The organism is Hydrogenophaga sedimenti, from assembly GCF_051857515.1.
GTDB lineage: Bacteria > Pseudomonadota > Gammaproteobacteria > Burkholderiales > Burkholderiaceae_C > Hydrogenophaga.
The window spans coordinates 293866-306620 of sequence record NZ_JBPZHA010000003.1; the positions used below are offsets into that span (position 1 = coordinate 293866).

General features: G+C 67.6%; 10 protein-coding genes and 1 pseudogene. 5 read left to right on the forward strand and 6 right to left on the reverse strand.

Annotation, left to right across the window (positions count from 1 at the left end; all coding sequences use genetic code 11):
* Positions 1-42 precede the first annotated feature (42 nt).
* Positions 43-1572 (forward strand): wax ester/triacylglycerol synthase family O-acyltransferase, encoded by a 1530-nt coding sequence (locus tag ACS5NL_RS06520; RefSeq protein WP_439352830.1) that lies wholly within the window; start codon positions 43-45, stop codon positions 1570-1572.
* Positions 1573-1682: 110 nt separating this feature from the next.
* Here the strand turns inward: ACS5NL_RS06520 and ACS5NL_RS06525 are convergent, their stop codons facing one another.
* Positions 1683-2447 carry a type III pantothenate kinase gene (locus tag ACS5NL_RS06525; protein ID WP_439352831.1) on the reverse strand — a complete coding sequence of 255 codons (765 nt, stop codon included), beginning with the start codon at positions 2445-2447 and terminating at the stop codon, positions 1683-1685.
* 72 nt (positions 2448-2519) lie between these two features.
* Complete coding sequence (locus tag ACS5NL_RS06530; protein WP_439352832.1) at positions 2520-3191, reverse strand: helix-turn-helix transcriptional regulator; 672 nt, start codon at positions 3189-3191, stop codon at positions 2520-2522.
* A gap of 147 nt (positions 3192-3338) precedes the next feature.
* Here ACS5NL_RS06530 and ACS5NL_RS06535 point away from each other — a divergent pair, with 147 nt between their 5' ends.
* Entirely contained in the window at positions 3339-4613 is a 1275-nt protein-coding gene (locus ACS5NL_RS06535; protein ID WP_439352833.1) for a sensor histidine kinase, read from the forward strand.
* A 2-nt stretch (positions 4614-4615) separates the two neighbouring features.
* On the forward strand, positions 4616-5617 hold the full coding sequence (locus tag ACS5NL_RS06540) for a response regulator (RefSeq protein WP_439352834.1): 1002 nt from the start codon (positions 4616-4618) through the stop codon (positions 5615-5617).
* Here the strand turns inward: ACS5NL_RS06540 and cqsA are convergent.
* The 4 genes and pseudogenes from cqsA to ACS5NL_RS06560 form a co-directional block, all read right to left on the reverse strand.
* On the reverse strand, positions 5590-6834 hold the full coding sequence (gene cqsA, locus ACS5NL_RS06545; protein WP_439352835.1) for an alpha-hydroxyketone-type quorum-sensing autoinducer synthase: 1245 nt from the start codon (positions 6832-6834) through the stop codon (positions 5590-5592). The two genes, ACS5NL_RS06540 and cqsA, sit on opposite strands and share 28 nt — an antisense overlap.
* Before the next feature lie 136 nt (positions 6835-6970).
* Entirely contained in the window at positions 6971-7381 is a 411-nt protein-coding gene (locus ACS5NL_RS06550; RefSeq protein ID WP_439352972.1) for a rhodanese-like domain-containing protein, read from the reverse strand.
* Positions 7382-7405: 24 nt separating this feature from the next.
* Positions 7406-8086, reverse strand: a pseudogene (locus ACS5NL_RS06555) (MBL fold metallo-hydrolase); the annotation flags it as partial.
* 25 nt (positions 8087-8111) lie between these two features.
* The gene (locus ACS5NL_RS06560; RefSeq protein ID WP_439352836.1) at positions 8112-8357 is read right to left on the reverse strand and encodes a metal-sensing transcriptional repressor; all 246 of its coding nucleotides are present in this window, start codon (positions 8355-8357) and stop codon (positions 8112-8114) included.
* 168 nt (positions 8358-8525) lie between these two features.
* On the opposite strand from ACS5NL_RS06560, the gene ACS5NL_RS06565 reads away from it, so the two are divergent.
* A complete protein-coding gene (locus ACS5NL_RS06565; RefSeq protein ID WP_439352837.1) occupies positions 8526-9398 on the forward strand; it encodes a PPK2 family polyphosphate kinase in 873 nt (290 codons plus the stop codon).
* Positions 9399-9435: 37 nt separating this feature from the next.
* Positions 9436-12729: a fused isobutyryl-CoA mutase/GTPase IcmF gene (gene icmF / locus ACS5NL_RS06570; protein WP_439352838.1), complete on the forward strand. Its 3294-nt coding sequence runs from the start codon at positions 9436-9438 to the stop codon at positions 12727-12729.
* Positions 12730-12755: the final 26 nt, after the last annotated feature.

Sequence of the window (12755 nt, forward strand, 5' to 3'; positions counted from 1 at the left end):
AACACACCCCGCGCCAGGCACCCCGGCGCGGCAGGAGACAGCATGGTCACGCGCATCCCCAAGGCTTCTCGAAAAGACGGTCCGAGCGACACCGGCCGGACCGCGGCGCAGGCGCTGGCCGGCGCCCTCGGTCTGGAGGGCGAGCGCATGAGCAAGGTCGACACCGCCTGGCTGCGCATGGACTCGCCGGTCAACCTGATGATGATCGTGGGCGTCTGGATCCTGCGCCCCGGCATCACGCGCGCGGCGCTGGCGCAGCGGGTGCAGGAAAAGCTGCTGCCCTACCGGCGCTTCCTGCAGACGCCGCGCCAGGACGCCACCGGCGCCCACTGGGCCGAGGACACCGCGTTTTCGCTCGACCGCCACGTGGTCGTGCACCGGCTGGAACGCCGCAAAGGGCAAAGCGAACGCGCCGCCCTGCAGGCCCGCGCAGGCATGCTGGCGATGGTGCCGATGAATCCGGCGCATCCGCTCTGGCAATTCGAGCTGATCGAAGACTACGACGGCGGCTCGGCGCTGATCGCGCGCATCCACCACTGCATCGCCGACGGCATCGCCCTCATCAGCGTGATGATGAGCCTGGTCGACGGCGGCAGCGAACCGCCGCGGCGCAAGGCCAGGCCCCACAAGGCGGGACTGGAGGCGGCCGAGGACTGGGTGGCCGACACGCTGATCCGGCCGTTCGGGGACATCGCCGCGCGGGCGCTGGACGCCGCGGGCGGAGGCGCCGCGAAGTCCTTGTCCATGCTGGCCTCGCCCCAGCAGGGCCTGGGTGAGTCGCTGGGCCAGGCGATGGAAGTCGCGCGGCTGGGCGGCCAATTGGCCAGCGACCTGGCCGCGCTGGCCCTCATGCCCGACGACTCGCCGACCCGGCTCAAGGGCCAGCCGGTCGGCGACAAGCGCGTGGCCTGGTGCGAGCCGATCCCGCTGGACGAAGTCAAGGCCATCGGCAAGGGCCTGAACTGTTCGGTCAACGATGTGTTGCTCAGCTGCGTGGCCGGCGCCATCGCCACCTACCTGCGCCGCCACGGCGAGGACCCGGCCGGCAAGGAGATCCGCGCGATGGTGCCGATCAATCTGCGTCCCATGGAAGAAGCCTGGAAACTGGGCAACCGCTTCGGGCTGATCCCGCTGGTGCTGCCGATCGGCATCGACAACCCGATCGAGCGGGTGTATGCGGTGCGCGCGCGCATGGGCGCACTCAAGGGCAGCCTGCAACCGCTGCTGACCTTCGGCCTGCTGTCGGTCGCGGGACTGCTGGTCAAGCCGGCGCAGGACGCAATGCTCAGCCTGTTCGGCCGCAAGACCACGGCCGTGATGACCAATGTGCCGGGGCCGGGCGAGAAGCTGAAGTTCTGCGGCGCGACGCTGGAACAGACCATGTTCTGGGTGCCGCAGACGGGGACCGTCGGCCTGGGCGTGTCGATCCTGAGCTACGGCGGTGGCGTGCAGTTCGGTGTCATCGCCGACAGCGCGCTCTGCCCCGACCCGCAGCAGATCATCGACGCCTTCGAACCCGAGTTCGCGCAGCTGCTGGCGGTCACCCTGATGTTGCCCTGGGGCGAGGTGTAGAAGCACCTGAGAAGCCGGACGGTTCCAAGGCACGGCGGAACCGGCTTGGCCGGGCCGCCAGTGCCGCCCCCCGGGGGGTGACGCCGCAGGCGGCGCAGGGGGTCACAGGCTCACCCAAATCTTTTGTTGGCGACTTCCAGCAGCCCGTCGAAGATCAGGCTGTCCACCAGCTCGCAGGGCGAGGACATGCTGGGGGCCATCTTCCAGCCCGCACCGCCGGTCATGTAGACCACCGGCGTCTCGCCGCAATGTTTCTGCAGGTTCTCGACCATGCGCTGGACCGCGCCGGCGATGGCGAAGGTGCCACCGCTGGTGAGCGCGTCGCTGGTGTTGGTCGGAAAGTCGCGCACCTCGCCGGTCGGCACATGCAGCCCGGCCGTGCCCGACTCCAGGGCGCGCAGCATGATGCCGTGGCCCGGCAGGATGATGCCGCCCAGGAAGCGGCCTTCGGCGTCGATCGCTTCCACCGTCACCGCCGTGCCCACCATGACCACGATGCAGGGACGTGCGCGGCCCTGCTGCATCAGGCGCTGGCGCGCACCGATCATGGCGACCCAGCGGTCCGAGCCCAGCCGCGCCGGGTGGTCGTAACCGTTGGTCAGGCCGGCCTCGGCGGCGCTGGACACCACCCACTGCGGGGTCACGTCCCACTGCTCCAGCTGCTCCTCGACCCGGCGCTTGACCGCGTCGCCGGCGACGATGCAGCCCAGGATCCAGCGCGGCGAAGCCAGCGCACTCCAGTCGCCCTCCGCGAGCTTCTCGATGTTTTCGAGGAACTGGGCACCGTGGGCCAGCGGCTGGCCACCCACCCGCGGCGCGTCGTACAGCGCCCACTTCAATCGCGTATTGCCTACGTCCAGCGCCAGAAGGGTCATGGGGTCATTATGAACAAGCGGCCCGGGTGTTTTTGCCGCATCGCAGCATCGCCACGCCCATGGCCCAAAGCATCAGATCAGGCCCAACCAGCAGGCCCGCTGCACCGCTGAGAGTTTGTTGTCGGTCTGCAGTTTGGCCATCGCGTTGGCCAGGTGGTAGTTGACCGTGCGCTCCGAGCAGTCCATGCGCTGCGCCGACTCGCGCGCCGTCAGTCCCTCGAAGGCGTAGTTCAGGCTTTCGTATTCGCGCGGGCTGAGGGTCACGCGCTGCTCGGCGATGGCCCGGCGCAGCGTCGGCCAGATGTTGTAGGCCGACCAGGCCAGGGCTGCGGCTTCGGAGCGGTCCGCGAAGGCCCGTGGACTGAACATGAAGCACTCGAACGCGCGGCCGGCCGGCAGGCTGAAGGCCACCCGCACCAGGGTCTGGAAGCCGTGCGCCAGCCAGAGCCGGCGCCAGCGTTCGGCGCTCTCGGCGTAGGCCGCCTTGGTGATGTCCTGCCAAGCCACCAGGGGCGCGTCGCTGTCGCGCCAACTGGAGCCGAAGTCGCGGCTCGCGGCCAGCGCCTCGGCGGCGTTCAGCATGCGCGGCGGATGCACGGCCAGCACCTCGCGCTCGTCGCGCCCGCCGGTCGGATTGGGCCCCAGCACCATGACAGACTCAACGGCCGAGTCGCGCAGCGCCCGCACCCAATCGGCCAGAATGGCGTCGACGCCGACGCTGTCGAAGTTGACAGGCAGGGTCATGGTGCGTTGCGTCGCCAAACGGTGACAATCGCCATGCGCGTCCGGCGGCTGCCGACGGGCAGGTACGGACTAGGCTGGAAGGAATACATGTTGCCGTGGGACCGGTTCAGGGTTCACAACGCCAGGCTCAGGCTCTGGCGCTGGGTGATGGACGAAATCGTCCGGGCACCGCTGGAGCCTATTTTGCACCCTTCGACCACGCGCCTCCAATGGCTGGGCGTGTTCACCTTCGGCGGCCATTTCCTGTTCGGCTGGATCTGGGGCCGCGCCCTGCCCCAGCCCTACGACGTCTTCTGGGTCCGGATCCTGCTGGCCCTGTCCGGCCTGGTGCTGCTGCTGCCGCGGGTCAACCGGGACCTGACCGCCAGACCCAGCGTCTGGGTGTTCGGCATCGTCTTCTGGCTGCAGCTGCCGCTGTTCTTCGGCTGGATGTTCCTGATGAACGAGGGCAACAAGGCCTGGCTGGCCAGCCTGTGCTGCATGATCCTGATCTATTTCCACATCACCGACTGGCGCCTGGCGTCGCTGGGGACGGCGACCGGTTTTTTGGTGGCGGCCGGGCTGTTCTGGTGGACCCGGGGCGACCAGGTGTGGGTCGGCTTCGATCCGGTGAATCTCACGCTGATGGCGTTCTCGCTGGTGATGAGCCTGATGCTGGGCATGTCGGGCGCCAACCTGCGCCGGGCGCGGCTGATGCACACACTCAGCACCATGGGAGTGATGGCGCACGAACTGCGCACGCCGCTGGCCACGGTGAACCTGGTCGGTGATGCCTTGCGGGGGCTGGCACAGCCGGACCTGCCGGTGCCCAAGCGCATGAAGCTCGAAGAGCTGTCGCAGAAGCTGCAGAACCTGGTGCGCAGCATGAACCGGCAGATCGACACGCAGATCTCGAACGCGCAGCTGTTGCGCCTGCCCAAGCCGACCACCGTCCTGTCGGCCTTCGAGGTCGCCCAGGAGGTGGTCGCCCAGTACCCGTTCCGCACCACCAAGGAGCGCGCCTGCGTCGACCTGGTGCTGGGGCAGGATTTCGCGTTTCTGGGTTCGCAGGCACAGTTTTCGCGCGTGCTGGACAATCTGATCAAGAACGCGTTGCACGCGCTGGCCGCGACCGACCGGCCGCTGCTGCCCGGAGACCTGCGCATTGCGGTGCACCTGGTCGATGGCCACGGTCGGATCTCGGTCGCCGACAAGGGCACCGGCGTGCCGCTGCGCAAGCAGCAACGCATCTTCGAACCTTTCTATTCGCTGCAGAGTACCGTGGGCAATGGCCTGGGCCTGACCTTCTGCAAGAACGTCGTGGAAGCCTCCGAAGGACGGCTGACCCTGCAGTCGGTTCCTGGTCAGGGGGCCACGTTCACGATCACCCTGCCTGTGTGGGACGCCTCCACGCCGTTCGTCCCCCCTTCGAGTTCCCTATAGCCATGGCTTTCAAGTTTCCCCTGTACCGCCGTTCGGGCAGCCTGATCTTCCTCGACGACGATGTCGACTACCTGGAAATGCTGGGCATGGTGGTGCCGGCGTCGCTGCAGGTCGAACTGTTCTCGCGCCCGACCGCCTTTCTGGCGCGGATGGACGAAGAACCGGCGCGCTGGGAGGCCGATGCCGGCCTGCAGCTGCAGCTGATCGACCGCTGGCGGCTGGGGCATCCGCTGCTGCCGCAGGTGCTGCGCTACTGGGGCTCGAACCCGGCGCGCTACCAGCTCGCGCAGACCTGCGTGGTGGACTTCGCGATGCCTGGCATCGACGGCCTGAAGGTGCTGGATTCTCTGCTCGACTGGCCCGGCTCGCGCATCCTGCTGACCGGCCAGGCCGACGACCAGCTGGCGATCAAGGCCTTCAACAAGGGACTGATCGACCAGTTCATTCCCAAGCAGACAGCCGACATCGCCGGCCGTCTGCTGACCACGATCATCAAGCTCGCGGAGACGGCACACCCCCGCCTCAACACCGTCTGGCGGACCGCCCTGCAGTCCCAGCACCAGGCCATGCTGGAGGCCCCGTCGGTCGCGGCGACACTGCACGCCCTGGTGCAGGAACAATGGATCGAATACGTGGTGCTCGGGGAGCCGTTCGGGCTGCTGGGCCTGACCGCCGAAGGCCAGTGCGACTGGCTGCAGCTCGAACCCACCGCCGGACTCAAGGACGTGGGTGACCTGGCCCGATCGGCCGGCCTCGGCTTCGACACCGTCCGTGGCATTCAGGAAGGCGCGCTGCTGCCGGCCGTGGAGCTGCACCAGCAGCTGGGGCTGAGCGGACCGATCCGCACCGAAAAGGCCTTCGCCATCGGCGACGAGGGCCTGCTGATCGGCGCCCAGTTCCGCCTGGGCGACGCCGACCTGCCCCAGCCAATCTATCCCTACCGCCATTTCCTGGACATGCAGGGACTGCGCACGATTCAGGACACCTGGGTGCCCCCGCGCTGACGGCGCGCGGCCGCCCACTCCCAGGGTTTCACGCGCTGCGCGACCTCGCCCGCGGCCGACTCGACATGGTCGAGCTCGGCGCCGGTCAGCGCGGCGTGCAGCGTCATGCGCGCCAGCGAGCGGTTGCGGCTGGTGGCCGGCGCACCGAAGAAGGCCGTGTGCACGCCCAGCGCGTCCAGCGCATCGCGCACGCGGATCGTGTCCGGCTCCGGCCCGGCCTCCAGCGCGATGATCTGCTCGGTGCCCTGTGCGATCGGATAGCCCATGTCGGCCAGCGAGGCCCGGATGCGGCGCGTCACCCGGCGCAGGTTCTCGCGCGCCTGGTCGGCCTTCTGCAGCACATCGACCGTCGCCGCCAGCGCAACCGCCTCGTGCGGCAGCACGCAGGAGCTGAAGATGTTCGGAAAGCTCGACGTGAGGATGTGGTAACGCAGCCGGGCCGGCGCGGTGAAGAAACCGGCCCGGCCCGCCATGGCCTTGGCCAGGCTGGCGGAGATGAAGTGCACCCGGTCGGTGAGGCCCAGCTGGGCGCACAGGCCCGCGCCCGACGGCCCGTGCGTGCCCAGCGAGTGCGATTCGTCGACCAGGATCATCGAGCAGTGGCGCTCCACCACGTCCAGGATGTCGGCCAGCGGGCAGACGGCGCCGGTCGTGCTGTAGACCGAATCGACCACCACCAGCCCCGGGCCGGTGCGGGCCATCAGCTTGTCCAGGTGCTGTGGATCGTTGTGCCGGAAGGCGTGCGCGGGCGCCCTGGCGGCGTGTGCGCCTTCCCACAGCGAGGCGTGGGCCTGACCGTCAATGTAGACGGGCGTGTCCTGATTGGCGACCGACTGGATCAGCCCCACATTGGCGGCATAACCCGATTGGCATACAAATCCGTCGTCTTTTCCGACCCAATGAGCCAATTTCAATTCAAGATTGCGGGTCGGGTGTTCGTCGTGCAGAAATACGCCCGATTGCACCGCAAAATTGCCGCATTGGGTCAGCGCCTGCACCTGGGCCCGGACAATGTCCGGATGGCCCGAAACCGCCAAATAGTCATTGCCATCGAGCCGCACCGAATTGGGGCCCGGGCGGGCACCCTGAACGGCAAATCTCCCCTGCCAGAGATCGTTCCAGCGCGGCAGGAAATCCTGCTGGATGCGGGCCTCCAGCGCGGAAGTCAGGCTGGGGAAACGGGGCGAGGCATTGCGGGTGTTTTCCAGTAATTCCATGGGGTTCTCCGGTGAATGGAAGAACCCATTGAAGAAACCCCGATGCGATCTGGCTCACACTCCCTGTCAGCATTGGCAGGGGGTGTGAAGCTTTCTTCTCAAGTTTGGACGAATTGATCCGATCAGCGGCGCTTTTTCAATTCTGGCGCCAGGGCAATCCGTGCAATCGCCAACCACCCTTTTTGCCGCGTTGCCCCTGGGCATCGGGATCGCCTTCAAACCCTTCGAGGATGTTGTAGGCCTCGATGCCCAACTCGGTCGCCCGTTTGGCCGCCGCCACCGAGCGCACCCCGCTGCGGCACAGCAGCACCAGTTTGCGGCCACCCTCGGCCGCGGCGCGCACCGCGTCGTCGAACTGCGCATTCATCGCCATGCCGGGCCACTGCTTCCAGGCCACCGGCACCGCACCCGGCACGAAACCGACCCACTCGCGCTCGGCGTCGGTGCGCACGTCCACCATCACCGCCTCGCCCGCCTCCACCCAGCGCCAGGCCAACTGGGGAGACACGTCGCCCGCGTAGCCGCCCTGCCCCGGGCGTGGCGCCATCAGCAGCACGCCGTCGACGTCGTGGCGCAGGCCGGAAGTCAGGTTGGCCGGCACGGCTTCGTCGATGCGGCGCGGCTTCGGCAGATTCAGCGCCTCCATGATCGCGACAAACTCGGCCTCGGACTTGCCGGCCACCCGCGGATTGGTCGCCTTCTCGTGGCCGATGGTCGAGGAACTCCGGCCCCGGTAGTCGTGCCCGGGCCACACCACGGTGTCGTCCGGCAGCGCGAACAACACCCGGGTCAGGCTGCGGTAGAGCTCGGGCGCGCTGCCCGACTGGAAATCGGTGCGACCGCAGCCGCCAATCAGCAGCGCATCGCCGGTGAACACCTGCCCGCGCCAGAGGTAGCTCATGCTGCCGGCCGTGTGGCCCGGGGTGTGCAGGGCCCGCAGGCTTTCGCCGCCGAACACCAGTTCGTCGCCGTCCTGCAGCTGGCGCCCGGCGGTACCGATGCCGCAGCCGGCCGGCGCCGCCGTCTTCGCGCCCGCCAGTTCGGCCAGCTGGCCGGCGCTGGTGATGTGGTCCGCATGGGCGTGGGTCTCGACCGTCCACACCAGCCGCAGCCCGCATTCGCGCAGCGTCGCCAGATCGCGCTCGATCTGCTCCTCGACCGGATCGATGATCACGGCCTCGCGCGTGCTCTGGTCGAACAGCACATAGGTGTAGGTGCTGGAGGCGGGGTCGAACAGCTGGATCGGTTTCATCGTTGCTCTCTCTTGGCCAGGGACATCAGGAAAACCGGGCGAGCATATCCGCCACATCGTCCGGCGGCACATCGCCCTGCGCGATGACGCAGCCGACCATGGCAAAAAAGGTCTTGTCCAGCGCCTTGCGCGCGGCGGCCATCTGCTGCGCCACCTTCTCGCAGTCGGCATTGCTCTCCAGCAGCTTCTGGATGCCCCTCAGCTGCCCCTCGACGCGCTTGAGGCGCAGCACCAGCGCCCGCTGGCGCTCCGGATCGTGGACGGTGGTCATGAAGACTCCTCGGCATGGTTCCGGGGCAGGCAGCCCATACCCCGCCAGGTATTGTAGGCAGACACCCGCACCACGGCAGACAGGAAACCCGCTATCATTGACGTTTACGTAAACGTCAATCTGCGCCCACCGTGGCAGGATGGACGAGCCACCGTCCGGAGACCCGCCATGCCCCGATCGTCCGACGCCCGATTGCCGTTTCCCGAGGCCGCACTGCCGTCGGCGCGCGAGCGCCGTGCGCGCGGCTGGGTGATCGGCCCGTCCGACCCGGTGGCGCTGGACAAACTCGACCCCGGCGCCAAACCCTGGTCCGAAGGCAGCAAGGCCGAGGACCAGGCCCGCGTGGCGGCCCTGGCGCAGGAAATCGACACGCTGCAGAACCTGTTCTACGCCGACGGCCGCTACAAGCTGCTGGTGTTGCTGCAGGGCACCGACACCTCCGGCAAGGACGGCACCATCCGCGGCGTGTTCGGCCAGACCAGCCCGCTGGGCATGCAGACCGTGGGCTGGAAGGCACCGACCGAACCCGAACGCGCACACGACTACCTCTGGCGCATCCACCAGCAGGTGCCCGCCGCCGGCCACATCACGGTCTTCAACCGCAGCCACTACGAGGACGTGCTGGTGCCGACGGTCAACCACTGGATCACCGCGGAACAGACCAGGCAGCGTTTCGCCCACATCAACGACTTCGAGCGCCTGCTGACCGAGACCGGCACCGTGGTCCTGAAGTTCATGCTGCACATCAGCTTCGATGAGCAGCGCGAACGCCTGCAGGAGCGGGTCGACGACGTGACCAAGCACTGGAAGTTCAGCCTGGGCGATCTGGAGGTCCGCAAGCAGTGGGCCGACTACCAGAAGGCCTATGAAAACCTGCTCGAAGCCACCAGCACGCCGTGGGCGCCCTGGACCGTGGTGCCGGCCAACTCCAAGACGCACCGCAACCTGATGATCGCCACCGTGGTGCGCGACACGCTCAAGGCGCTGGACCTGCGCTTCCCGCCGCCGGACCCCGCGCTCCAGGGCCTGCGCATCGAATGACCCCGCTCCCGACAAGAACCACCCGAGAGACAAGACCATGACCGACCTGTCCGCCGACTTCAAAGCCCTGGCCAGCTACCGCCCCACGAACAAGGTGCGCTTCGTCACCGCCGCCAGTCTGTTCGACGGCCACGACGCCGCCATCAACATCATGCGGCGCATCCTGCAGGGCATGGGCGCCGAGGTGATCCACCTGGGCCACAACCGCTCGGTCGACGAGGTCGTCACCGCCGCGCTGCAGGAAGACGTGCAGGGCATCGCCATCAGCTCCTACCAGGGCGGCCACGTCGAGTACTTCAAGTACATGGTCGACCTGCTGCGCCAGCGCGGCGGGGAGCACATCCAGGTGTTCGGCGGCGGCGGCGGCGTGATCGTGCCAGCCGAGATCCGCGAACTGCACAGCTACGGCGTGGGCCGCATCTACAGCCCCGAAGACGGCCAGCGCATGGGCCTGGCCGGCATGATCGGCGAGATGGTGATGCGCTGCGACCTCGACACCAGCGGCCACGCGCCCAAGGCGCTGGAAGCGATCCAGGGCCATGGCGAGATGCACTGGCGCGCGCTGGCGCAGCTGATCACGGCGCTGGAGAACGGCAAGGCAGACGCCGCACTGGTCGAGGCCGTGCGTGCCGCAGCGGCCGGCAAGGCGGTGCCCGTGCTCGGCATCACCGGCACCGGCGGCGCCGGCAAGTCGTCGCTCACCGACGAACTGATCCGGCGCCTGCGGCTGGACCAGGAAGACGCGCTGCGCGTGGCCGTCATCTCGATCGACCCCTCGCGCCGCAAGAGCGGCGGCGCGCTGCTCGGCGACCGCATCCGCATGAACGCGATCGGCCCCTGGCAGAACGGTCCGCGCATCTACATGCGTTCGCTCGCCACGCGCGACACCAGCAGCGAGATCAGCGCCGCCCTGCCCGACGTGGTGGCGGCCTGCAAGGTGGCCGGCTTCGACCTGATCGTGGTCGAGACCTCGGGCATCGGCCAGGGCGACGCGGCGATCGTGCCGCACGTGGACATCCCGATGTACGTGATGACGCCCGAGTTCGGCGCCGCCAGCCAGCTCGAAAAGATCGACATGCTGGACTTCGCCGAGTTCGTGGCGATCAACAAGTTCGACCGCAAGGGCGCGGCCGACGCGCTGCGCGATGTGGCCAAGCAGGTGCAGCGCAACCGCGAGGCCTTCACCGTCATGCCCGACCAGATGCCGGTGTTCGGCACCATGGCCGCGCGCTTCAACGACGACGGCGTGACCGCCCTGTATCAGGCGCTGAAAGTGCGGCTGGCCGAGAAGGGCCTGAAGCTGGCCGACGGCCGGTTGCCGCTGGTGAACGTGCGCCACAGCACCAACCAGACCCCCATCGTGCCGCCGGCGCGCACACGCTACCTGGCCGAGATTTCGGACACCGTGCGCGGTTACAAGAAGAAGGCGCGCGAGCAGGCGAAGCTGGCGCGCGAGATCCAGCAATTGCGTGCCGCGGCCGCGATGCTCGCCGTCGACAAGCCCAACCGGCCCAAGGCGTCCGAAGCGGCGATCGACCTGGCCCAGAGCCGCGAACTGACGCAGGACGCGGCGGCGCGCAAGCTGCTGGCCCAGTGGCCCGACATGCAGAAGGCCTACGCGGGCGACGAATACGTGGTGAAGATCCGCGACAAGGAGATCCGCACCGCGCTGACCACCAAGTCGCTGTCCGGCACCACCATCCGCAAGGTCGCGCTGCCGCAGTACGAAGACCACGGCGAGATCCTCAAGTGGCTGATGCTGGACAACGTGCCCGGCAGCTTCCCCTACACCTCGGGCACCTTCGCCTTCAAGCGCGAGGGCGAAGACCCGACCCGCATGTTCGCCGGCGAAGGCGACCCCTTCCGCACCAACCGCCGCTTCAAGCTGGTGAGCGAAGGCCTGCCGGCCAAGCGCCTGTCCACCGCCTTCGACTCCGTCACCCTGTACGGCAACGATCCCGATCCGCGCCCGGACATCTACGGCAAGGTGGGCAACAGCGGCGTGAACGTGGCGACGCTGGACGACATGAAGGTGCTGTACTCGGGCTTCGACCTGTGCAACCCGACCACCTCGGTGTCCATGACCATCAACGGCCCGGCGCCAAGCATCCTGGCGATGTTCATGAACACCGCCGTCGATCAGAACATCGAGAAGTTCAAGGCCGACAACGGCCGCGAGCCGACCGACACCGAAGCGCAGAAGATCCGCGAATGGGTGCTGGCCAACGTGCGCGGCACGGTGCAGGCCGACATCCTGAAGGAAGACCAGGGCCAGAACACCTGCATCTTCTCGACCGAGTTTTCACTGAAGGTGATGGGCGACATCGCCGAGTACTTCGTGCACCACGACGTGCGCAACTTCTACTCGGTGTCGATCTCCGGCTACCACATCGCCGAGGCTGGCGCCAACCCCATCAGCCAGCTGGCCTTCACGCTCAGCAACGGCTTCACCTTCGTGGAGGCCTATCTCGCGCGCGGCATGCACATCGACGACTTCGCGCCCAACCTGAGCTTCTTCTTCAGTAACGGCATGGACCCGGAGTACACCGTGCTGGGCCGCGTCGCGCGCCGCATCTGGGCCGTGGCCATGAAGGAGAAATACGGCGCCAACGAACGCAGCCAGAAGCTCAAGTACCACATCCAGACCAGCGGCCGTTCGCTGCACGCGCAGGAGATCCAGTTCAACGACATCCGCACCACCCTGCAGGCGCTGATCGCGATCTACGACAACTGCAACTCGCTGCACACCAACGCCTTCGACGAGGCGATCACCACGCCGACCGAAGACTCGGTGCGCCGCGCGATGGCGATCCAGCTCATCATCAACCGCGAGTGGGGCCTGGCCAAGAACGAGAACCCCAACCAGGGCGCCTTCATCATCGACGAGCTGACCGAGCTGGTCGAAGAAATGGTGCTGGCCGAGTTCGAGAAGATCGCCGAGCGCGGCGGCGTGCTGGGCGCGATGGAGACCGGCTACCAGCGGTCAAAGATCCAGGAAGAGAGCATGCACTACGAGATGCTCAAGCACACCGGCGAGTACCCGATCATCGGCGTCAACACCTTCCGCAACCCGCACGGCGACACCACGCCCGAGACCATCGAGCTGGCGCGTTCGACCGAGGAAGAGAAACAGTCGCAGCTGTCGCGACTGGCCGACTTCCACACCCGCCATGCGAACGAGGCCCCGGCCCAGCTGGCGCGCCTGAAGCAGGCCGTGATTGAGAACAAGAACGTGTTCGAGGTGCTGATGGACGCGGTGCGCTGCTGCTCGCTGGGCCAGATCACCTCGGCGCTGTTCGAGGTCGGCGGGCAATACCGGCGCAGCATGTGAGCCCTGGGGCCGGATGCCCCTGCTAG